Below are 20,713 nucleotides of genomic sequence, written 5' to 3'. Positions count from 1 at the left end.
CCATTATACAACGATCGGCACAGGCCGGCAAGTTATTTCAGGCGGCCCAGGAAAGAGTATAATTGCTCCAGTTTTCTAAGGCTGAGGTCACCCTTTTCACGGCTGATCAGCTTAATTTCAAAGCCTTCCGGCGAGTTATGAAACTTTACATTGTTTTTATACTTTTCACTGATGGCCACCAGCTTTTCACCGTCCAGGGGCGCATCGGGCGCAAACAACAGCCGGTAGTAACCCTGGGGGCGGCTGATGCTCTTAATGTGCAACTGCCTGCCGGCCATCTTTAATTGAGCCACCAGCAACAGGCAGCGAACGCTGTCGGGCAGATCGCCGTAGCGATCCACCAGTTCGTCCTCCAGGTCAGCCAGCTCAGATACTTCCTGCATGGCCGCCAGGCGGCGGTAAAGCTCTACCTTCTGGTTGCCGTCCGGCACATAGGTATCCGGGATGTAGGCTTCCACCGGCAGTTCAACAGCGGTATCCACCACCTGCTCCGTTTTATGGCCCCGGGCCTCCTGGATGGCTTCCTCCAACAGCCGGCAATACATTTCAAAACCCACTTCAGCAATGTGGCCATGCTGTTGGGCTCCCAGAATATTGCCGGCACCCCGGATTTCCAAATCCCGCATGGCTATTTTGTAACCGGAACCAAACTCGGTAAACTCCCGAATGGCAGACAGTCTTCGCTCACTGACTTCGGTTAATACCTTGTCCCGCCGGAATAAAAAATAGGCATATGCCAGCCGGTTGGTTCGTCCCACCCGCCCCCGCAACTGGTACAATTGAGCCAAACCGAAATGATCGGCATCTTTAACAATTAAGGTATTGACATTGGCAATATCCAGGCCGGTTTCGACAATGGTGGTGCACACCAGAACATCATAAGCCCCGTCCATAAACTCCAGCATGATTTGTTCCAATTCATCTTCCTTCATCTGGCCGTGAGCCACACCCAGGCGCGCCTCGGGCACCAGCCCCTGCAGCCAGCCGGCCAGCCGGTCCAGGTCAACCACCCGGTTGTGTACAAAATATACCTGGCCGCCCCGGTTAAGCTCCCGCCGGATCGCCTCCCTGATTAACACCGGGTCTTCTTCCAGCACATAGGTTTGCACCGGGAAGCGTTCCTCCGGCGGGGTCTCCAGCACACTGGTATCCCGTACCCCCACCAGCGACATGTGCAGCGTACGGGGTATGGGAGTGGCTGTCAGGGTTAAGACGTCTACATTTTGGCGCAGCTGTTTAAGTTTTTCCTTGTGCATAACACCGAAGCGCTGCTCTTCATCCACCACCAGCAAACCAAGGTCTTTAAAATATATATCATCCTGTACCAAGCGATGGGTGCCAATTACAATGTCCACTTCACCGGTGGCCAGCCCCGCCAGTACCTGCCGCTGTTCTTTGGGCGTCCGGAAGCGGGACAACATTTCAATGCGCACCGGGTAATTGGCAAACCGTTCCCGGAAAGTGTTGTAGTGCTGCTGCGCCAGGATGGTGGTAGGCACCAGTACAGCCACCTGTTTATTATCCATCACTGCCTTAAAGGCTGCCCGCAGTGCCACTTCGGTTTTGCCGTAGCCCACATCACCGCAAAGCAGGCGGTCCATGGGCCGGGGTTTTTCCATATCTCTTTTTACTTCCTGGATAGCCCTTAACTGATCAGGTGTTTCTTCATAGGGAAACTGTGCCTCAAACTCCGCCTGCCAGGGTGTGTCCGGAGAAAAAGCATAGCCCTGCACGGTTTGGCGAGCCGCATAAAGCTCCAACAGCTCCCGGGCCATATCACGCACTGCTTCCTTAACCCGGGCCTTGGCTTTTGCCCATTCGCTGCCGCCCAGGCGGGACAGTTTGGGGTGGTCTGCTTCCGCTCCCAGGTATTTTTGCAGCATCCCCACTTGATCGGTAGGCACATATAACTTATCTTCACCCGCATACTGCACCTGCAGGTAATCTTTTTGCAGCCCTCCGATGTCCAGTGTTATGATACCCAGATAGCGTCCGATGCCGTGGTTGACATGCACCACATAATCGCCCGGCTTCAAGTCTGCCAGGGGCTCCGGCCTGTCCCGTCTGGCCCGGTGTTTCCGGCTCTTCTTGCGCTGCCCGAAAATCTCTGCATCAGTTATTACCACCAGGCGGGCGGATATCAACTCAAACCCGCCGGCCAACTGCCCTACTGTAATGACCACATTGCCTTCCTTTACTTCGTTATTTAGTTGTTTTACCCAGAAGGCATCGATTTTAGCATCTCTTAGCAGGTTCAGCAGGTTGGCCGCCCTTTCTTCGGACGACACCAGCAAAACCACCGCATAATTGCGGCGTCGCCAGTGACGCACTTCATCCGCCAACACTTCTGTATGCCCCAAAAAACTGTGCATGGCTTTGGCGGGGAAGTTGACGACGTTTTGCGGCCGTAAAAATTGCGGGTGCCGGGGCAAAAACGAACAGTATATGCCAGGCAGCCGTTCCAGCGGTGCCAGCAGCTGGCGCCATTCCAAATAACTGTGAAGGTGGCCGGGCAGTACCTTGCCTTTATTCAGCAGGTCAATATAGGTTTCGTTTCTTTCTTTAAGAATGGTATCTGCCACTTCTTTGCAACGCAGGGGATCGTCCACCAGCACCAGCGGCGTGTCCACAAAATAGTCCAGCAAGGTAACCGGCTGCGGGTAAAAATAAGAAAGAAGTTGTTCCATTCCCGCAAAGGGCACCCGGCGGCGGATTTGCTCCAGCAGCACGGCTCCCTGGGACGCCAGCTGGTGAACTGCATCCACCGAGCCGGAACGTTGTAATTTTTTAAGCTGGTTTTTGTATTCCTGCTCATAATTATCCAGGCAACGCTGCCACCCTTCCGCAGTTACCACCAGTTCCCGGCAGGGGGTTATGTCTATGGCTTTTAATTTATCCAGCGAACGCTGGGTAGCCACATCAAAATGGCGGACAGAGTCCACCTCATCGTCAAAGAATTCAATACGAACGGGATGCGCTGCAATCATGGGAAAAATATCTGTTATGCCGCCCCGGCTGGAAAATTGCCCCCTGCTTTCCACCAGATCCACTCTCTCGTAGCCCAGGTCAACCAGTTGACGATGCAAACTCTCCGGGTCCACTCTTTGTCCCAGGACAAGCTGCAGGCTGCTTTGACGCAGCACAGCCGGCGGTGCCAGCCGCCTTAACAACGCTTCCACCGAGGTAACAACCACTGCCGGTTGACCGGCCGCCAGTTTGTTTAATACCCGCAACCGCTGGGCCAGCACATCATTGCTATGGGCATATATCTGATAGGGCAACAGCTGCCATACCGGAAAGAACAGCACCGGTTTGTCCGGCAGCAGAGAGGTTAAGTCGTCCACCAGGGCATTTGCTTCGGCTTCCCCCGGCATCACAATCAAAACCGTCCGGCGCTGCTCTGCTAAACCGGCAAACAAATAACTGCGCTGGGAACCGGCCAAACCAAACACCATTTGCTGGGTAAAACCCTTTTGTAAACCCTGCAGCAGATTTTGATATTCAATTGTTGTCTCTAACGGCCGCAATAATCCTTTCATGTGTTCTCCTGTCTGTACCCGTACTGAAAATATCGGATTAACTGTAAGTCAGATAAACAGCAGTGCAAATGACGTCAGCCCGGTTGAGGACGGGGCGGGAGATTGACCCTCTTCTTCCTACCGGGCGGCATGCCATTATTATATACGTTATATATGCCCATTGGCAGGCAAATTATATCCGGTAATTACCGTTCCGTCAAGCGTCTGGCGGCATAAATGATTGCCAGATTCCAGGCGGCATGAGCCAGGTAGGCCAGGGCCACTGCCGGCCACAGCCCGGTAATGCTGCTGATCAGAACAGTCACCAGACCAAACAGGCCGTGAGCCGTTAGTGCCGCACCGCCTGCCGACAGCCCCCCGGCCCCGCGGCGCCGCACTTCCACCAGCGCCTCAATTACACCAAACCCGATATGGGTCCACAGGATCGGCGCCTCCAGTATAACCGCCCACAGCGTTTTGGCCGCTTCTTCAACCAGAGGGGTTACCCAACCCAGCCCCCGATGGCCCAAATGGTACAGTATCCGGCCGTTAAACAGCCAGGCTGTGCCGGCGGCCAGCGCAGCGGCTGTTGCAACATCCGGCAGAAGGTTTCGGTACATGTTAAAATCTGTCATAAAAAATCCTCGCCAGCCGACCGGCGGCAACTATTGGCCCGCCGGCCGAAAATAAACCGGCAGGTACCGGCTGACCTGCCCCGGGCGGCAGCAACCGTCAGTCCCTGGCCGTCTGAGACAAACCTTGGGCCGGCTCTGCTTTCCTGTTGTCCGGCTTTTGATTAAACCGGTTCATAGCTTTATCAGTACCTTCAAGCACCCAGGTTTTTGCAGCCTCCGCCGCCCGGGCAACAGCCTCTTGCAGCAACTCTGCCTCGGGTCCGGCAATTTTTCCCAATACATATTCTACCGCCCCATGAACAGGACGGCCGATCCCCAGTCTGAGCCGGGTAAATTCTTGGGTGCCCAGAAGTTCAATAATGTTTCGCAAGCCCTTTTGCCCGCCGTCACTGCCCTTTTTGCGCATGCGTAAACGCCCCGGAGGCAGATCCAAATCATCTGCAATCACCAGGAGATCCTCGGGCGTCAGCTTGTACCAGTTCATCAGGGCAACCACTGCCTGGCCGCTCAAATTCATATAGGTTTGGGGCTTGGCTAAAATTACCCTGGTTCCCCCTATGACCGCTTGGCCTACCAGGGCCTTGTGCTGCTCTTTGCTAACCTCCGCCCCCAGTTGCCGGGCCAGGCTGTCAATCACCATAAACCCCACATTATGTCGGGTATGCGCATAAGCCGGTCCGGGATTGCCCAGACCCACGATTAACTTCATTAAAAATACCTCCTTTACCGAAGGTATTGTACCCCAGTAAACAGTCGGAGGCAATACAAAAAACTTAACCGGCCTGCCTCATCAGGCCGACCCGGCGTGTCGTCAAACTTTGACGGTGATTTAAGATTCCCCTTAGCCCCGGTCTTTGCACCGACAGCACTGTAATTCCCGCTCCGGTTGCCATAGGGGGCACCACCCCAAATGGCTCTTGTTATTTATCAATAAACCACCCCGGCTTTGGCGCAGCAAAACTTGCTTGCTTCCCGTCGGCCGCCATTGCAGCCGGTTACTCTTTTTCAGAGCTCTTCGCCTTGGCCTCCGCCATTGGTTCCGGCGGCACTTCCGGTTGCCCGGCCGGTTCGGGCGCCTTCATCACTGCCACACCCACCACGGTAGTGTGCGGGTGATCAAGCAGTTTAACCCCTGGCGGCACCTGTAAATCGCTTACTGATAAAGCATCTCCGATTTCCAGGTGGCTGATATCCACTTTGATGGCATCCGGAATTTGGCTGGGCAAACATTCAATTTCTGCGCTGCGCAAATCATGCTGTACCACCCCGCCCAGAGCCACTCCCCTGGGGGTACCCACCAACTGCACCGGCACTACGGTACGAATTTTGGTATCCTCGCTTACCTGCTGAAAATCTACATGTTGAATCCGCTGGTGCAAAGGGTCCATTTGCAGGCTTTTAACCATTACGGTCTGCTTGCCGCCGTTTAAATCCATCTTTATCAAGGTATTACGTCCGTTCACCGAACCAAGAATCTTTTTTAATGCCCCGGCATCTACAGCAACCGCCATGGTTCCCAAATGCTTGCCGTATACCACACCCGGAATCTCGCCCTTGTCCCTGATGCGCTTTAAGCTGGACTTGGTGCGTTCTGTCCTGATATTAGCATGTAAAGCATGCTCTGCCACAATTTTTACCCCCTGTAACCTAACACATTTTTTGGCTGTTTAGTGTCGACAAATGTTAACTGCGGTTTATGATCCCCTTTGGCTCCGGCCTACGCACCGACAGGGAATCATAAACCACCTCAGTTTGTTTTCAACCTTTGTCTACGGTCTAACAGCACTTTTGCCGTTTCTATTATTCCCTATTTATGGTCATATCAAACAGTATCCAAGCATAAACATGATGATAAAAGTATGTTTAAAGGGGGCCTTTTCGTATGCGCAAGAGCAAAAAGTTTATCGGTATGCCCGTGATCAGCCTTGCCGAAGGCCAGCAAATGGGAACTGTCAAAGGCTTGGTGGTAGACCCGCAGCAACAAAAGGTTGCCGCCCTGATCATAGAGCAAAAAGGTTGGTTTAGTGAGCAGAAATTTGCTCCTTACGGAAAAGTACGTAGCGTGGGCGCTGATGCCATTACCATCGACCAGAGCGCAGCAATAGAAAAAGGTACCAGCCTGCCGGAAATTTTAAAACTATACAAGGATAAAGTTGCTGTTATTGGTTGTAAAGTTGTGGCAGAAAATGGCTGCCAACTGGGCGAAGTGGATGAATATTATGTCGAAGAAACCGGCGGCAGTATCGTTGGCTTAGAAATCAGCGCTAATTTGCTTAACAGCATTATTAAGGGCAAGTCGTTCTTGGATATTAGTTTTGTTAAAACCATTGGCAAGCATTTAGTGGTAACATCTAACCATGCTTTAGAAAACATGGTAAAAATTGACGGGGGACTGTCAGAAACCGTCAAGCATATTAAAGACAGCACCAGCTATCTTTGGGAAAGTACCCTGCAAAAAACCAAGGAATTGGGCAGCAAGACAAAGGATGAACTGGAAAGCAAAACTAAGGAATTTACCGGCCTGACAAAAGACCTGGGAGAAAGTTTACTGGAAAAAGTAAAGAGAAAACACACAGAGGATGCTGAACAAAAGGAAACTGTGCCGGTCACAACCGATCAAACGGTCGAAGCGGCTCAACCACCCCCGGCAGCTGCACCGCCGGAAGATATTTGCCGCTCCGCCGCCCCGGTGGCAGACCAGGTGACAGTGGTAGATTTGCCGCCGGAAGCCCTGGTACGGGAAGAACCACCGGCTGACGAACCTGCAGAGCCGGCCGAAGTTCCTCCGGCCGCCGCTGCCGCAAAAGAAGATCCGCCTGCGGCAGAAGATACAAACAAGTAATACAAACTTTTTCTGCCACCGGCAACAGCACTTGCCGGTGGCAGCTTATCTTGGCCCAATAATTATCTGAGGGGTAACCTTTTTAGTCAAACTGTTTAAGTTAATTCTAAGTCCCGCAGCAGCCGCAGGAGCAGTGGCATGCGGGTTGGGCAACACCAAAAAGGCCGTTGGTTGCTCCATGGTTAATTCTGTTATTACTTTTTCTGTTTGGCCAATGCGGATGTCAACCTCCGTTGCCACTCCCCGCCCCCTTGCTTTTACGGCAAATTGATCAAGAAGGTTTTTAGCATGGGTTTGTAAGCCACCCTCAAACCAGCGGAAAAAATTCATACGGGTGGCAGATGTGCTTAACCACTCATCGCCCAGCAGGAATTTCCATCCCTCATCTAAAATGAAGACAGCTTTGAGCGGCATTTTCATATTCACAGCTAACCGGATAGCCGTTTCTCCTGCCGCATCCGCAGAAGCTGAGCCATCCGTAATAAATAAAATTTGCGCGTGCACAGGCTACCCTCTTTCTTGTAAGTATTAAATTTTATACTCTGAATTATTAAATCTTATTTAATAATAAATAATATTAGCAGCTTTGCATCAACAATGACAACGTTCACCCTCTTTTATGCCGCCGCCCAAACTGATATTTTAGTAATATTTGGTTTAAATTGCCCCGGCAGTCTGATATAATTGCTGCCAAGGGGGTGGGGATATGTCTGAAAGCCTTGAGCAAATGGTAGCTCAGCTAATAACAATGGTCGGCAAAGTATTGGAAGGTCAGGCTGAATTAAGGATTGAAATGACTGGCGTGAAGGCTGAAATAGCTGATGTGAAGGCTGAAATAGCTGATATGAAGGCTGAAATAGCTGACATCAAGTCGGAAATGGCTGATATGAAGGCCGAAATAGCCGGCATCAAGTCCGAAATGGCTGATATGAAGGCTGAAATAGCCGGCATCAAGTCGGAAATGGCTGATATGAAGGCTGAAATAGCCGGCATCAAGTCGGAAATGGCTGATATGAAGGCTGAAATAGCCGGCATCAAGTCCGAAATGAAAAATGCCAAAAATGAAAGAACCCTCATAAAAACCGGCATTGATGAGGTTAGCGGCAAACTCACTCACCTAATGGCTGACGTAGAGTTATTGGAACATGATAACCTGCAAAACAAAAAAGAGATTAACCGAATTAAGAAACATTTAGAAATATAACCGGGCAACCCAAATTACAGCTGCACCTCACCTTCCCGCCGGTATAAAATAATACCGGACAAGGAACTTTATAGGCGGAGGTGTGTCTGGTGCCACAAATCAAAATAAGAGGTATCTCCCTCGAAAAAATTTGTTCCCTCAGTGAGGAATTAATCGACCGGCTGCAGCAGGTTATTAATTGTCCCAAAGAAGACCTGACCTTGGAGTACATTCCCACTACCTTTATTTCAGACGGGAAACCGGCGGCAGGATATCCCTTTGTGGAAGTGGCCTGGTTTGATCGGGGCCAGGAAACCCAGGATCGGGTGGCCGAAACCATTACCAACTTAATCCGGCGTACCGGCTATGCCGGTGTGGATGTTATGTTTACCGTTTTTGAGAAACACAGGTACTATGAAAACGGTGAACATTTTTAGAGCATCAGCGAAACCCCCGGTAGCCGGCGGCTCTTCCGGCGACGGTGATCATAAGCTAACGTTAAGGATTTTCTTTAAAAATCACCTGCCCCTTGGCAACCACGCTTTTATGGCGACATAAAATAAAACAAGCATCCCGTTCCACTTTTACAGTGAAACGGGATGTTCTTTCATTTAGGGGTGTCCTTTTGAAAAACAACCTGCTCTGCAGGTTATTTAAAACTGTTATTTAAAACTGTTTTTTAAAGATGCCAAAGGGTTTGCCCACCGGCAGCAGCACTTGGCCAAAGTGAAGGTTTAATACGGAAGCGGCGGAACCGTAAAAAGCCATTACGGCAATCAACAGTTCTGCCCAGGCAGCCAGCCGGTGTGTAAAATGTTCCGCAATCCCAAAAGCACTTAAGGCCAAACCAAGGAATAATACATCAATTAAAATAAAAATAATAAATAATACTTTATGAGTTTCCATGGAGCCTACGGTCATAAACAGGGTAAAGATTAGGTAACCGATAAAGGCCACACCCAGTTGGCGAACGTCTGCTGAGCCGGCGGCAGTCTCACCGAATATGCCCAGTTTAATCATCCAGGACATACCCACAGCAAACCAGAAAAAAGCGTACCCGCCAAAGGCGGTGGCACCAAACACATTATTCTTTTTAAAGTCTAAAATACAGGCCAACAATTGGGCAAAAGCACCAAGAAAAATTGCCCAGGGTAAAACAAAAGCGACCCCCTCGGTCCACCCTAATTTCTGGGAAGAAGCTACCAGAGTTACTATGGCCAGGCCAAATAAGCCCAGGGCGGATGGGTCTGCGGTAACATTTTTGACAGTTACAACATTGTCTGCATGCGCCATTGCCTTTATCCTCCATGTGTTTAAAATATGCTTACATTAGTCGATTATAGCAAAAAGACGGCGCATGATAATTCCGACTTTTTATTGTCTGGTGCTTTGCAACAAATTAATAATATATTGAAAAGAGTTGCAATATAAAAAACTGCCGGGCGGCAGATAATCACCCTGAGCAAGTGCTATGATAATTAAGTAACACCTGCTGAAGCGGATAGGAGCTGATGAAAATTAAAATTGTCGATTTGCGCAGTGACACTGTAACTTTACCTACCGAGGAAATGCGAACCGCCATGGCCGGAGCAAAAGTGGGGGATGATGTGTACGGCGAGGATCCCACCGTAAAGGAATTAGAAGCGACAGCCGCTTCCTTGGTGGGCAAAGAAGCAGCATTGTTTGTACCCTCCGGCACCATGGGTAACCAACTGGCGGTGCTTACCCACACCGAACGGGGCGATGAAGTAATTTTGGACAGCGAGGCTCACATTTACTGCTACGAAGTGGGTGCCCCGGCCCTGCTGGCGGGAGTACAGCTGCGGCCCGTCAGCCGTCTGTTATCCGAGCAAGGGCCGTCAGTCCTCAGACAAGCCCTGCGCCCCGCTGATCTTCATTTCCCTCGCACCTCCCTGGTTTGCCTGGAAAATACTTTTAACCGTGGCGGCGGCACCGTTTTGTCGCCCCGGGTAATGGCTGAGATTTATGACCTGGCCCGGCAGCAGGGACTGCGGGTGCACCTGGACGGGGCCCGCATTTTCAACGCGGCAGTGGCTCTGAACGTGGATGTTAAAGTATTTACTTGTTGCTGTGACTCCCTCATGTTTTGTCTTTCCAAGGGTTTAGCGGCACCGGTGGGGTCATTGCTGGCGGGCAGCCGTGATTTCATCCAGCGGGCCCGCAAGTACCGCAAAGCCCTGGGCGGCGGTATGCGGCAGGCCGGTGTGCTGGCCGCCGCCGGTTTAGTGGCCCTTAAAATGGTAGATCGCCTGGCGGAGGATCACTCCCATGCCCGCCGGCTGGCAGAAGGAATGGCCCGCCTGCCGGGCTTAAAGGTTGATCTTGCCCGGGTACAAACCAATATTGTGGTGGCAGAAGTGCCGGCACCCGGAACAGCTGCTCACTTGGTCAGCGAGTTGCACCGCCGGGGTATAAAATGTGCTGCTTTCGGGCCCGGCACCATTCGCTTGGTGACCCACAAGGATGTGTCCGCCGCGGACATTGACTATACGTTGCAAGTTATGGCGGAAATACTGGGCTAAAATAAAAACTCCTTCCAACCGGAAGGAGTCAGAGTGTCAAACATTAACGGTGGTTTGTGATCCCCTTATAGCTCCGGTCTACGCACCGACAGCACTATGATTCGCTCCGGTGGCCATGGGGCTCGTTTCAAACGGGCGGGGTCATCAAACCGCCTTGATTTTTCCTATTCGCCGGGTATTTCTATTTTGGCAATGGCTTCTGCGTGATGTTCTTCATCCCGGGCCATCCGCTCAAAAATAAAATGTTTATCGGCTTGCGCCTTAAATATTTCTGCCATTTGACGGTACATTTGAGCAGCGGCATTTTCCCGTTGGATCGCCACCGCCAGGACTTCTTTGGGTGTCATGGCCGGATCCAAGCTGCCGGCCTCCTCTAACCCGTCGAAGTAAACTTCCTCGTTAATTGGCTCACCGGACTTTAACCAGAGCAGATAATCCAGGTGTTCCTGCTCATCCTGGGCCAGTTTCGCCAGGATGTTGGCTGAAGCCGGGTTTTTAGCCCGACCTGCCATTTCTTTATAAAATTGGCAGCTGCTTTCTTCTGATTTTATGGCTACGTCTAAAATATCATTGATGGTTAAGCGCATCTTTTTCCCCCCTGCTGAATGTTTAAGGTTATTATAAGATGCCGGGCGCCGGGTTGACCATGACAAAAGTCTTACTAATGCCTTGCTTTGCTATTCTATTCCAGATTTAATTTGTGTGCAGAAAAAGGCATCAGATAACCACAGGTTTCACACAATGCCATGACCACCGGCAAACCTCGTTCCCGGTTGATGCCGTAAGTGCCGTCGGCCTGGCGCACCAGTTCATTAAGGGCAAAGATTTGCGGCTCTTTGTTTTGGCTGTCGTCCGACATAATCATTACCATCTCTGTATTGCAGAGGGGACAGATTGGTTTTTTCATAACTACACCACCTGTTTTTTATTCATTATACTACGAAAAATTCGCCATGTCAGAATATTGCCTGTTATTTTAAAACAGATCATGCCACTACATGGGTACTAGTTTTACCTGTCCCCAAGCTGCCAGTTTTTCCCCTTTGATCGCCACCGCCCCGGTCACCCCTGGCACTGACGCCGCAAAGTCCACCGCCTTTTGTACATCTGCCTCTTCTTGCACCAGATTGCCGGCTGCCGTGGCCACAGCATCCGCCAGCGGGGCGGAGGGTGCCAGAATAACCACGGCGTCCGACCTGCCGAAACTTAATGAATGACCTACGGTGCCGGAGGAGGTGCAAATGCCAAGCGGGGTTTGCCCCGGCTGGATAGCCAGAGCAATGCGGTGACTGAACGGTGACTGCCCGGCAAAAATACCTACTTTTCTGGGCCGGGTCGTCTTTATAAAAATATCGCCGCCGTTTTCCACAATAACATCCCGGGAATACCGGGTCAAAGCTTTCCCTGCCAGTTGGGCAAAGGCGCCGGCCACCGCCGCCATTGGTCCAACCCCGGCCAGGCGGGCCGCCTCAGCCATCTCCACCGCCAGGGACGGTGCCCCGGCGACGGTTGGGTGAGGCTGCAAGCTGGTTTGAAAAACCGGGTCCTGGCGGATATACAACTCCAGCAGCCGGCGCTCTTGATAAATTAATTCCTCCGTCCGGCGCACCAGCTCAGGTGAAAAGCGTTCCCGCCGTACGCCGATATCCAAATCGGTTTCTCGCACCATCACTTGAAAATGCACCAGGTCATGCTGGCGGTGCAGGGAACGGTAAGTACGTTCGGTGTAGGTCAAGTTAAATCCTTACCTCCATGGCCCGTACCGGGCAAACCTTTAAACACTGCAGACAAACCACACATTTGTCACCGTTAAAATGAACCTCCATGGCCGGGCGCTCCAGATACAGGGCACCCGCCGGGCAGTGTACCGTGCAGGCGCCGCAAGCGGTACAGCGGTCATGGATACGCACCACTTCCTGGGTTAAAGGATGCACCGTGATGCCCTGATCCCTTAAATACCGGATGCCTTCTTCGTACCTCGGCCCATCCAAATCTAACACCATGGTTCCCTCCAGGTGAGGGTTAATCTGGGCCTTGACAATATTAACCACCAAATCGTAATCCTTAACCAAATGATAAATTATCGGCTGGTCAGAGGTGGTGGAAGTAAACCTTAAAACAATTTTATGCGGTGCCATACAAGCCGCTCCTTTCCTGATTACTTACTTACTTGCCAAAACTTTGCCCGTTAATCCGGCAGCCGGTCCGGGCAGCAACTGCACCGGTTCACCCAACAAGAAGTCACCCTTTTCTATCCACTGTTTTAAAATATGGGCAATTTCCCGGGCTTTAGCATAACTGGAAAGGGGCGCCGTAGGCACTTCTTTGCCCTGCACGGTAATTTTGCCCGATTTTAACCGGGCATAGCTGACCAGACCCAGGTTGCCCGCCAACCGGTTAGGATAACCCTCGCTGTAATCCACCACCGGAGCATGCAGTTCTTCGTCCGACAGGGCTGCAAACCGTAAAATTTCTTCATTGAGAATAGGAATCGGCACACCCAATCCCACCGTCAGAGTGGCACCATAACCCTGGAAGCTGGTACCCCTGAGCCACTGGGGTTTCATTTGCTTAAGATCTCCCAGCACTGCCAGGGTGCCGCCGGCAGAACCGACAATGTTGCCGCTGTCGTCTTTAAGCCAGCCGGGGAAGTGCTGGGTTCCGTTCCAAACCACATAACCAATGCCGCCGCCCAGGAAAATCCGAGTGCCGATACCAATGGTGGCAAAGTTGGGATCCTTCATCAACGGACTCAACTGCCCCGAGGTAGAGTAGTTGGCATTGCCCAGCCGGGGCTTCAAGGTCCCCATGTAGGTATAAATGGTCTTATCGCTTAAATTGACGGCACAGTTGTAATTTTGATAGGCATTACGGGGATTAAATAAAATAGCTTCATTGATGTCGTTAATGGTGATGCTGGTTTCTATCTCCCGGCGGGGATAACAATCTGTGCCGTAAGATAAAGCCTCCAGTTTAATCGGCTTGCCGGCCACCAGATCTTCAATCACATGCCCCCCGCCATAACGGAATGTACCGGGATAGTTGTTGTTGGCCGGATCATCTTCAGGCAGCTCGGTGGCCCCAATGTAAGCATCCACCGCCGCAATACCGGTATAGGCAGGCACACCGTTCAGCCAAACTTTGCTCATGCGAATACGGGGCGACGAATGCCCGAAGTTTAAAAAAGCCCCCGAGGAACACATGGGACCAAAGGTTCCCGTAGTCACCACGTCAACTTGAGCGGCTGTTTTGGCCAAACCCTGTTCCCGCACGCGGCCAATAACTTCTTCCGCCGTCAGTACCACTGCTTTACCGGCTTTGATGCGTTCGTTAATTTCTTTGTAGGTGCGTTCAACGCCCATGAGGTCCTCCTTCCGTGCTCTTTTGCCCCGACATAAACAAAACCCCTTCTTAACAGAAGAGGTTTTGATACTTGCTTAATCGCAGCACACCTCTTATCTGCCAGAAGAAAATCTTCTGCAGGAATTAGCACCTGTCCGGAATGCCGGATGGTTGCCGGGTTTCATTGGGCCAGTCCCTCCACCTCTCGGGATAAGAGCACAAAAATTATTTTATTTTTTGATTATTAAGTTTAACAACCCACCCTTAAATTTGTCAACCTAATTTTTTTCTACCCGGTATAACATTTCAATAACACCGGGGCCTTTATCTTCGTGAAGTTTAAAAAACTGTGCCAGCTTTGCCAGCTCCTGCTGATCCATAATAATGCGGTAGCCGGTAGGAAATTTGACCCAGAAAACCTCTTGATTTTTCATATCGGTTACTTCCAGGCCGTTGCTTTGCAAATACTGCACATGCTGCTGCACTAACAAGCTGCTGCACCTCCGAAAATATAATCTTAAATAAGGCCTTTGTCTATAATTAAGGCGGTGTTTTGCACCACCTTACTGTATAACCGGAAACTTTTTCTCAAAATCTAATCATGACAAGGAGGTGATATTATGACCTTGCAAAACGAAACCAGACCGGACCTGCTGGCAACCGGAGTCAGCAGTTGGCCGTACCGGCCGGAGGAACCTGCCGAGGATATAAATGCCGATTATATGTACGACCGGTACACTCACAGTTAGCACCGACCCTAAAATGTTTATACTCGAATTAGCGCCCCATGGCAAGGCAGGAAAAAGGTTTTAGTATTTTAGTCGCATGTCGTTAGGACTAAAGTCCCGTTTGTCCGCTGCCGCATTTGCCCAAATCACAAACCCGGCGGCCAACAGCCAATACTACTGTTGGCCGCCGGGTATTTTATACGGCAGCGAAAGGTTATGAAAACAATTTACTGACCGAAAGATCCTCATGAATACGAATAATAGCTTCGCCCAGCAAGGGCGCTACAGATAAGACCTTGATTTTATCAATCATTTTTTCCGGCGGCAGCGGTATGGTGTTGGTAATTACCACTTCTTTAATCACCGATTCTTCCAACCGTTGTATGGCCGGACCGGACAATACGGCGTGAGTGCAGCAAACATATATCTCTTTGGCTCCCCGCTCCATCAGGGCGGCGGCACCTTTCGTAATGGTGCCGGCAGTATCAATAATATCGTCAATCATGATTACCGTTTTACCTTTAATATTGCCGATAATATTAGTAACCTCAGCGACGTTGGGCTCCGGACGCCGTTTATCAATAATGGCTAACGGCGAGCCGATGCGTTCGGCCAGATCCCTGGCCCGGGTAACCCCACCGATGTCCGGCGACACCACCACCACATCTTCCTGCAAGTTTTGCTGGAAATATTCAGCCAAGATAGGCACCGCCGGCAGGTGATCCACCGGAATGTCAAAAAAACCCTGGATCTGTCCGGCATGTAAATCCATAGTAATAATCCGGCGGCAACCGCTGGCCGTCAGGATATTGGCCACCAGCTTGGCGGTAATGGGATCCCTGGCCCGGGTTTTCCGGTCCTGCCTGGCATACCCGTAATAGGGTATTACTGCTGTGATGCGGCGGGCAGAAGCCCGGCGCAAGGCATCTGCCATAATCAACAGCTCCATCAGGTGTTCATTGACCGGTGTGGAGGTTGGCTGAATAATAAAGGCATCCGAACCTCTGACGCTTTCCTCCACCTTGACCCGTATTTCCCCGTCGCTAAAACGGGTTACCTGGGATTTCCCCATGGCCACCCCTAGATACTGACAAATTTCCTTGGCCAATTCCGGATTAGCGTTACCGGCGAATATCTTTAAGCGTTTACTTCCGGAAGTCATTTATTTACCCCCAACATATAAATAATTGTGCGTTAAGCATGCCTGTAAGCGGGTGCCTGCATACTTACTTTCTTTTTTTCTTAACCCAATCCGCCAGATTGGTTTGCCGCTCTCTGGCCACCGCCAGGGCTTCGGCGGGTACATCTTTGGTAATGGTGGAGCCGGCAGCCACAACGGCATCCCGGCCCACCTTTACCGGTGCCACCAAATTGGTGTTGCTGCCGATAAAAGCACCGTCCTCCAGGACGGTTTGGTATTTGTTTTTGCCGTCATAATTACAGGTAATGGTACCCGCCCCTACATTAACCTTTTCCCCGATGACGGCATCGCCTACATAACTTAAGTGAGGAATTTTGCTGCCATTACCGATGGTGGATTTTTTAATTTCTACAAAATCCCCCACCTTGGCGTGTTCACCGATTACTGTACCCGGACGTATATAAGCATAAGGGCCGATCACCGTATGGCTGCCGATCCGGCTGCCGGCCAGCACCGCATATTGAATCTCTACCCCGTCACCGATCAGGCAATCGGTAATTCGGCTGCCCGGGCCGATGACACAACAGTTGCCGACCTCGGTTTGGCCCTGCAAAAAAGTAAAAGGCAAAATCACCGTATCCCGGCCGATTTTTACATCCTGCTCAATATAGGTGGTGGCCGGGTCCATTACCGTTACACCCTGCAGCATTAAATCCGCCAGCACCCGCTGCCGCAGCACTTGCTCAGCCCGGGACAACTGCAGGCGGTCGTTAATTCCCTGTACTTCCTGGGGGTCTGCCAGGCTTACTGCCTGCACCGGCAAACCTCTTTGCACCAATATTTGGATAATATCCGTCAGGTAATATTCCCCCTGAGCATTGGCCGGGGAAATTTCCCGCAGCGCCTCAAACAACCCGGCTCCTTTAAAACAATAGACACCGGTATTAATTTCCCGCACCAGCAGTTCCTCAGGCGAAGCGTCCTTTTGTTCCACAATCCGGCACACACCGCCGTCAGCTGACCTGATCACCCGTCCGTAACCGCCGGGGTCAGGCATTTCCGCCGTTAACAGTGTTGCTGCCGCACCGGTTTGCCGGTGGGCCTGCACCAGCCCGGTCAGGGTTGATGCCCGCAGCAGAGGCGTATCACCACAAACCACCAGCAGGTCACCCGCAAAATCGGCCAAGGCCTGTTCTGCCTGCAGTAAAGCATGGGCCGTTCCCAATTGTTCCTCTTGCAGCACCACCCGGGCCTGATCCCCCAGGAATTCCCTTACCTGTTGGACACCAAAGCCGGCCACCACCACTGTATTGGTTGCACCGGCGCCAACCACCGCCCTTAACACATGTCCCAACATAGGTCGGCCGCCAACCCTGTGCAATACTTTGGGCAAATCAGACTTCATTCTGGTTCCTTTGCCGGCTGCCAGGATCACCGCAGCAAGTTCCATTCGGTGCCCCCCTTTTTCTTTCTAAAATATATCATATCCTTATTAAGCCCAAGTTTTACTACCAACCGTAACGTTTCCACAAAAAAACACAATATCCTTTTTAAATTGACAAAAAACGATAAAAAATAGAATATTTAGAAAATAAAAAGGGAGCCCTGTGCTCCCTTTGTGTTTTTGATTTAGATGGCCTCTTTATATGCTTGCAGGACAGCGTTTTGGATAATTTCTCTGGCCGAAGAATTAATAGGATGAGCAATATCCCGGAATTCCCCGTCCGGAGTTTTTCTGCTTGGCATGGCTACAAACAAACCGTTTTGCCCCTCAACCACTTTAACGTCGTGAATTACAAAGGCATCATCCAGTGTGACGGACACAATGGCTTTCATTTTGCCTTCCATGAGTACCTTCCGTACCCGCACATCGGTTACATGCAAGATTTTTCACCACCTTCCGCTGCATCAACTTCTGTTGGGCTAGTTAATTCTGCAGCGAAAAGGAAATTCCTGCTTATTTCAAAACTTTCTTATAATTTTTCTGTCTTTTTTTATAGACTATTTTAACACCTCCAAAGCATAACCCATATTGGTCAAGGATTGTACAATTTCCTGCAGGTGTGCTGCATTCCTGGTTTCCAAAGCAAGCTCCACTTCGGCCTGGGTCAGCGGCACACTGGGCTTAATCCGGTCATGGGCAACAGAAATTACATTAGCCCCGCCGGCGGCTAAAGCAGATAACAGTTTTTGCAACGAACCGGGTTTGTCTGTAATAACGGTACGCAGTCTTAAGTACCGCCCCGCCTTCACCAGACCCCGTTCAATAATGATGGAGACGACGTTAACATCGATGTTGCCGCCGCTCAGGATAACCGCCGCCTTTTTACCCGCCGTCCGGCATTTTCCATGCAGCAGGGCGGCAATTCCCACCGCCCCGGCTCCCTCAACCACCAGTTTGGCATTTTCCAGCAGCAGCAAAATGGCCCGGGCTATTTCTTCATCTGTTACCGTAACTATTTGATCCACATAATGCTGCACCATTTTAAAGGTAAGATCGCCGGCCCGGCGTACCGCTATACCGTCGGCAATGGTGTGGGCGGCAGCCAATTCGGTTACCTTGCCCTTGCGGCAGGCTTCCAGCATACAAGGGGCGTCTGCCGCCTCCACCCCGATGATCTGTACGCCGGGCCGCAATTCTTTAATGGCGCAGGCAACACCTGAAATCAGCCCGCCGCCGCCCACCGGCACCAAAACGGTTTCCACCTCCGGCAGGTCTGCCAGCAGCTCTAAGCCAACCGTGCCTTGCCCGGCAATTACCCAGGGGTCATCAAAGGCATGCACAAAGGCGGCCCCGGTTTCCTGTCGGATCTCTTGGGCCCGGCAAAAAGCATCGTCGTATCCCTGACCCTGCAATACCACATGAGCCCCGAAAGAGCGGGTGCGCTCCACCTTGGTAATGGGTGCCCCCTCGGGCATAACTATAGTGGCAGGTATTGATGCCTGCCTGGCGGCAAAGGCCACTCCCTGGGCATGATTGCCGGCGGAGGCTGCCACCACGCCCCGGCCCGCCGCCTTGCCCAGCACAGCAATCTTATTGCAGGCACCCCTCAGTTTAAAGGAACCGGTCTTTTGCAAGTTCTCCAGTTTTAAAAAAACCTGCGTGCCGGTCATTTGATCAAAGTATTCAGCCGGTTCCAACGGCGTATGCCGGCAGATTCCCTGCAACCTTTCCCTGGCTGCCATAATATCCTGTAAAGTGACATCCTGATAACCCATAACACCTGCTCCTTGCATTTAAGTCGGGGGGACGGTGCTCAACTTGATTTAGTTTTGTCAAACCTCAGGGCGCCGGCAAAGTTCCTGCCGGCCCGGCCTGCCGGTATCCTAACACCCGACAAACCAACTGCAGATCGGAGGGTTTATCTACATCCATGCCTACTTCCGGGTAAGGGCAAATTACGGCCCGGCCCTTAATCCCCAGCAAGCGGCCGGCTCTCGCCTCCGCTTCCGCCAGGGTAAGCCGCCGCAGCAATAACTTGCAAAGCAGGCTGAAGCCCACCCGCCTGGCCAGTGCCAGGGGCTGCTTGCGCAGTTGCACCAATTCCCGGGCCAGACCCAGGCACCCGTCCACCACCCGGGGATTAACCCAAAACAGGTTGCCGCCGGTAAAAATACCCTCCCGAAACCGGATATAGGTGCGCTTGGCACCCGGAAACCTGGCCGTAATCATCTCCTTGGGTACCAGCGGAAAATAAAAATCCAGGCTGCGATCCCCGCAAAGGGATACAAAACCCGTTACCGCTTCACCGGTAAGCAGCGGGATATCCGAAGTAACCAGCAAAAAGGGCCGGTTCATTTGGCTGCAGCCCCGCTGAATATTTTCTGTCAAACTTTGCCCGGCGGCCGTCCATTGGACCTGCGGCGGCAAAACTTCTTTTACCGCCGCAGGCCCCACCACCATAATGCGACCCACCTGGCCGGATTGTTGCAGGGCGTTAAGCACATAATTAATCATCCTGCGCGGCCCGATCTTGATCAGGGCTTCATAGGGTTCCCGGCTGACACCGTGCAAAGCACCGGTGTTAGGACTGCCGGCCAGCACCAGGGCATCAATCATCCTTTTTTTGTGCCCCCTTAAGGGAATTCAACATGCTGTTTTCGGCATTGTAAATATGCTCCCGGGCCAGGTTCTGGGCCAGTTCAATGTTGCGGTCGGCAATGGCATCCACAATCTGCCGGTGCTCCTCCACCGCATCCTTGCTGCGGCCCGGTTGAGAAAGGGATACCGTTCTTACCCGCTGAATTATTTCACGCAGGTGGGTGATAATCTGCTGTAACCGTTCATTGCGGCTGGCCTTGTACAGCAAATCGTGAAAATCCGTGTCTGATTCCACAATGCCGTTGATATCCTGCTTATTGGTTTGCTCAGAGTAAGCCAGCAAGGACCTTTCCAACTGCTCAATCTCTTCCTCGGTAGCCCGTTCGGCAGCCAGGCCGGCTGCCAGGGCTTCCAGAGCCGCCCGCACTTCAAACACATCCGTGATATCTTTTAAGGAAATGCCGGCCACATAGGCCCCCTTGCGGGGAATCATCACCACAAAACCTTCCAACTCCAGCTTACGGATGGCTTCCCTGACAGGGGTGCGGCTGACACCCATCTCCTCCGCCAATTGAATTTCCATTAACCGTTCGCCGGGTTCCAGTTTGCCGGATATAATAGCCTCCCGCAGGGTTTCAAAAACTATTTCCCGCAAAGGTTTATAGGCATCTAATTTAATCGGCACTAATCTCGGTTCGCTCACTTGCTCCGCCCCCTCAAAATATTTTTTTGCCTTTAC

At 51.6% G+C, this 20,713-nt stretch carries 23 protein-coding genes and 1 riboswitch; of the genes, 5 read left to right on the top strand and 18 right to left on the bottom strand.

The features are described 5' to 3' along the window. Positions 1 to 32: 32 nt before the first annotated feature. From mfd to DESHY_RS09020, 4 genes are all read right to left on the bottom strand, one after another. Entirely contained in the window at positions 33 to 3,539 is a 3,507-nt protein-coding gene (gene mfd, locus DESHY_RS09035; protein WP_008412143.1) for a transcription-repair coupling factor, read from the bottom strand. 185 nt (positions 3,540 to 3,724) lie between these two features. Further along, positions 3,725 to 4,153: a hypothetical protein gene (locus DESHY_RS09030; RefSeq protein ID WP_008412142.1), complete on the bottom strand. Its 429-nt coding sequence runs from the start codon at positions 4,151 to 4,153 to the stop codon at positions 3,725 to 3,727. Positions 4,154 to 4,250: 97 nt separating this feature from the next. After that, positions 4,251 to 4,862 (bottom strand): aminoacyl-tRNA hydrolase, encoded by a 612-nt coding sequence (gene pth, locus DESHY_RS09025; protein WP_008412141.1) that lies wholly within the window; start codon positions 4,860 to 4,862, stop codon positions 4,251 to 4,253. 286 nt (positions 4,863 to 5,148) lie between these two features. Next, positions 5,149 to 5,781, bottom strand: a complete 633-nt coding sequence (locus tag DESHY_RS09020; protein WP_008412140.1) for a 50S ribosomal protein L25 — start codon at positions 5,779 to 5,781, stop codon at positions 5,149 to 5,151. Between the two features lie 254 nt (positions 5,782 to 6,035). On the opposite strand from DESHY_RS09020, the gene DESHY_RS13345 reads away from it, so the two are divergent. Next, positions 6,036 to 6,995 (top strand): PRC-barrel domain-containing protein, encoded by a 960-nt coding sequence (locus DESHY_RS13345; RefSeq protein ID WP_008412139.1) that lies wholly within the window; start codon positions 6,036 to 6,038, stop codon positions 6,993 to 6,995. Positions 6,996 to 7,040: 45 nt separating this feature from the next. Here the strand turns inward: DESHY_RS13345 and DESHY_RS09010 are convergent, their stop codons facing one another. Further along, positions 7,041 to 7,499: a universal stress protein gene (locus DESHY_RS09010; protein WP_008412138.1), complete on the bottom strand. Its 459-nt coding sequence runs from the start codon at positions 7,497 to 7,499 to the stop codon at positions 7,041 to 7,043. A gap of 202 nt (positions 7,500 to 7,701) precedes the next feature. Here DESHY_RS09010 and DESHY_RS09005 point away from each other — a divergent pair, with 202 nt between their 5' ends. Together DESHY_RS09005 and DESHY_RS09000 are read left to right on the top strand one after the other, a co-directional pair. Continuing rightward, a complete protein-coding gene (locus DESHY_RS09005) occupies positions 7,702 to 8,199 on the top strand; it encodes a hypothetical protein (protein ID WP_008412137.1) in 498 nt (165 codons plus the stop codon). An 89-nt stretch (positions 8,200 to 8,288) separates the two neighbouring features. Further along, positions 8,289 to 8,615: a DUF1904 domain-containing protein gene (locus DESHY_RS09000; RefSeq protein ID WP_008412136.1), complete on the top strand. Its 327-nt coding sequence runs from the start codon at positions 8,289 to 8,291 to the stop codon at positions 8,613 to 8,615. 229 nt (positions 8,616 to 8,844) lie between these two features. On the opposite strand, the gene DESHY_RS08995 is transcribed toward DESHY_RS09000, so the two are convergent. Further along, entirely contained in the window at positions 8,845 to 9,471 is a 627-nt protein-coding gene (locus DESHY_RS08995) for an acetate uptake transporter (protein WP_008412135.1), read from the bottom strand. A gap of 218 nt (positions 9,472 to 9,689) precedes the next feature. On the opposite strand from DESHY_RS08995, the gene ltaE reads away from it, so the two are divergent. Then, the gene (ltaE, locus tag DESHY_RS08990; protein ID WP_008412134.1) at positions 9,690 to 10,721 is read left to right on the top strand and encodes a low-specificity L-threonine aldolase; all 1,032 of its coding nucleotides are present in this window, start codon (positions 9,690 to 9,692) and stop codon (positions 10,719 to 10,721) included. A gap of 164 nt (positions 10,722 to 10,885) precedes the next feature. On the opposite strand, the gene DESHY_RS08985 is transcribed toward ltaE, so the two are convergent. From DESHY_RS08985 to DESHY_RS08960, 6 genes are all read right to left on the bottom strand, one after another. Further along, the gene (locus DESHY_RS08985) at positions 10,886 to 11,308 is read right to left on the bottom strand and encodes a ferritin-like domain-containing protein (protein WP_008412132.1); all 423 of its coding nucleotides are present in this window, start codon (positions 11,306 to 11,308) and stop codon (positions 10,886 to 10,888) included. A gap of 95 nt (positions 11,309 to 11,403) precedes the next feature. Next, the gene (locus DESHY_RS08980) at positions 11,404 to 11,628 is read right to left on the bottom strand and encodes a hypothetical protein (RefSeq protein WP_008412131.1); all 225 of its coding nucleotides are present in this window, start codon (positions 11,626 to 11,628) and stop codon (positions 11,404 to 11,406) included. 87 nt (positions 11,629 to 11,715) lie between these two features. Further along, positions 11,716 to 12,456, bottom strand: a complete 741-nt coding sequence (locus tag DESHY_RS08975; RefSeq protein ID WP_008412129.1) for a UPF0280 family protein — start codon at positions 12,454 to 12,456, stop codon at positions 11,716 to 11,718. A gap of 1 nt (position 12,457) precedes the next feature. Next, on the bottom strand, positions 12,458 to 12,859 hold the full coding sequence (locus tag DESHY_RS08970; RefSeq protein ID WP_008412128.1) for an NIL domain-containing protein: 402 nt from the start codon (positions 12,857 to 12,859) through the stop codon (positions 12,458 to 12,460). Positions 12,860 to 12,883: 24 nt separating this feature from the next. Continuing rightward, positions 12,884 to 14,083: a homocysteine biosynthesis protein gene (locus tag DESHY_RS08965; protein ID WP_008412126.1), complete on the bottom strand. Its 1,200-nt coding sequence runs from the start codon at positions 14,081 to 14,083 to the stop codon at positions 12,884 to 12,886. A 90-nt stretch (positions 14,084 to 14,173) separates the two neighbouring features. Further along, positions 14,174 to 14,280: riboswitch (SAM riboswitch) on the bottom strand. Positions 14,281 to 14,341: 61 nt separating this feature from the next. Further along, entirely contained in the window at positions 14,342 to 14,548 is a 207-nt protein-coding gene (locus tag DESHY_RS08960) for a hypothetical protein (protein ID WP_235695553.1), read from the bottom strand. 135 nt (positions 14,549 to 14,683) lie between these two features. Here DESHY_RS08960 and DESHY_RS14740 point away from each other — a divergent pair, with 135 nt between their 5' ends. Beyond that, positions 14,684 to 14,812: a hypothetical protein gene (locus tag DESHY_RS14740; RefSeq protein ID WP_274377195.1), complete on the top strand. Its 129-nt coding sequence runs from the start codon at positions 14,684 to 14,686 to the stop codon at positions 14,810 to 14,812. Positions 14,813 to 15,005: 193 nt separating this feature from the next. Here the strand turns inward: DESHY_RS14740 and DESHY_RS08955 are convergent, their stop codons facing one another. The 6 genes from DESHY_RS08955 to DESHY_RS08930 form a co-directional block, all read right to left on the bottom strand. Continuing rightward, a complete protein-coding gene (locus tag DESHY_RS08955; protein ID WP_008412122.1) occupies positions 15,006 to 15,953 on the bottom strand; it encodes a ribose-phosphate diphosphokinase in 948 nt (315 codons plus the stop codon). A gap of 64 nt (positions 15,954 to 16,017) precedes the next feature. Continuing rightward, positions 16,018 to 17,382: a bifunctional UDP-N-acetylglucosamine diphosphorylase/glucosamine-1-phosphate N-acetyltransferase GlmU gene (gene glmU / locus DESHY_RS08950; protein WP_008412120.1), complete on the bottom strand. Its 1,365-nt coding sequence runs from the start codon at positions 17,380 to 17,382 to the stop codon at positions 16,018 to 16,020. Positions 17,383 to 17,561: 179 nt separating this feature from the next. After that, positions 17,562 to 17,816, bottom strand: coding sequence for a septation regulator SpoVG (gene spoVG, locus DESHY_RS08945; RefSeq protein WP_008412118.1), 255 nt, complete (start codon positions 17,814 to 17,816; stop codon positions 17,562 to 17,564). 117 nt (positions 17,817 to 17,933) lie between these two features. After that, the gene (gene ilvA / locus DESHY_RS08940) at positions 17,934 to 19,151 is read right to left on the bottom strand and encodes a threonine ammonia-lyase (RefSeq protein ID WP_008412117.1); all 1,218 of its coding nucleotides are present in this window, start codon (positions 19,149 to 19,151) and stop codon (positions 17,934 to 17,936) included. A gap of 64 nt (positions 19,152 to 19,215) precedes the next feature. Further along, the gene (locus DESHY_RS08935) at positions 19,216 to 19,992 is read right to left on the bottom strand and encodes an NTP transferase domain-containing protein (RefSeq protein WP_008412115.1); all 777 of its coding nucleotides are present in this window, start codon (positions 19,990 to 19,992) and stop codon (positions 19,216 to 19,218) included. Then, complete coding sequence (locus tag DESHY_RS08930; protein WP_008412113.1) at positions 19,985 to 20,677, bottom strand: GntR family transcriptional regulator; 693 nt, start codon at positions 20,675 to 20,677, stop codon at positions 19,985 to 19,987. The genes DESHY_RS08935 and DESHY_RS08930 overlap by 8 nt, the downstream gene beginning before the upstream one ends. Positions 20,678 to 20,713 lie beyond the last annotated feature (36 nt).

This window comes from Desulforamulus hydrothermalis Lam5 = DSM 18033 (genome assembly GCF_000315365.1).
GTDB classification, from domain to species: domain Bacteria; phylum Bacillota; class Desulfotomaculia; order Desulfotomaculales; family Desulfotomaculaceae; genus Desulfotomaculum; species Desulfotomaculum hydrothermale.
The sequence above is the reverse complement of the archived record's forward strand: the minus strand, read 5'-3'. Positions and strand labels throughout refer to the sequence as shown.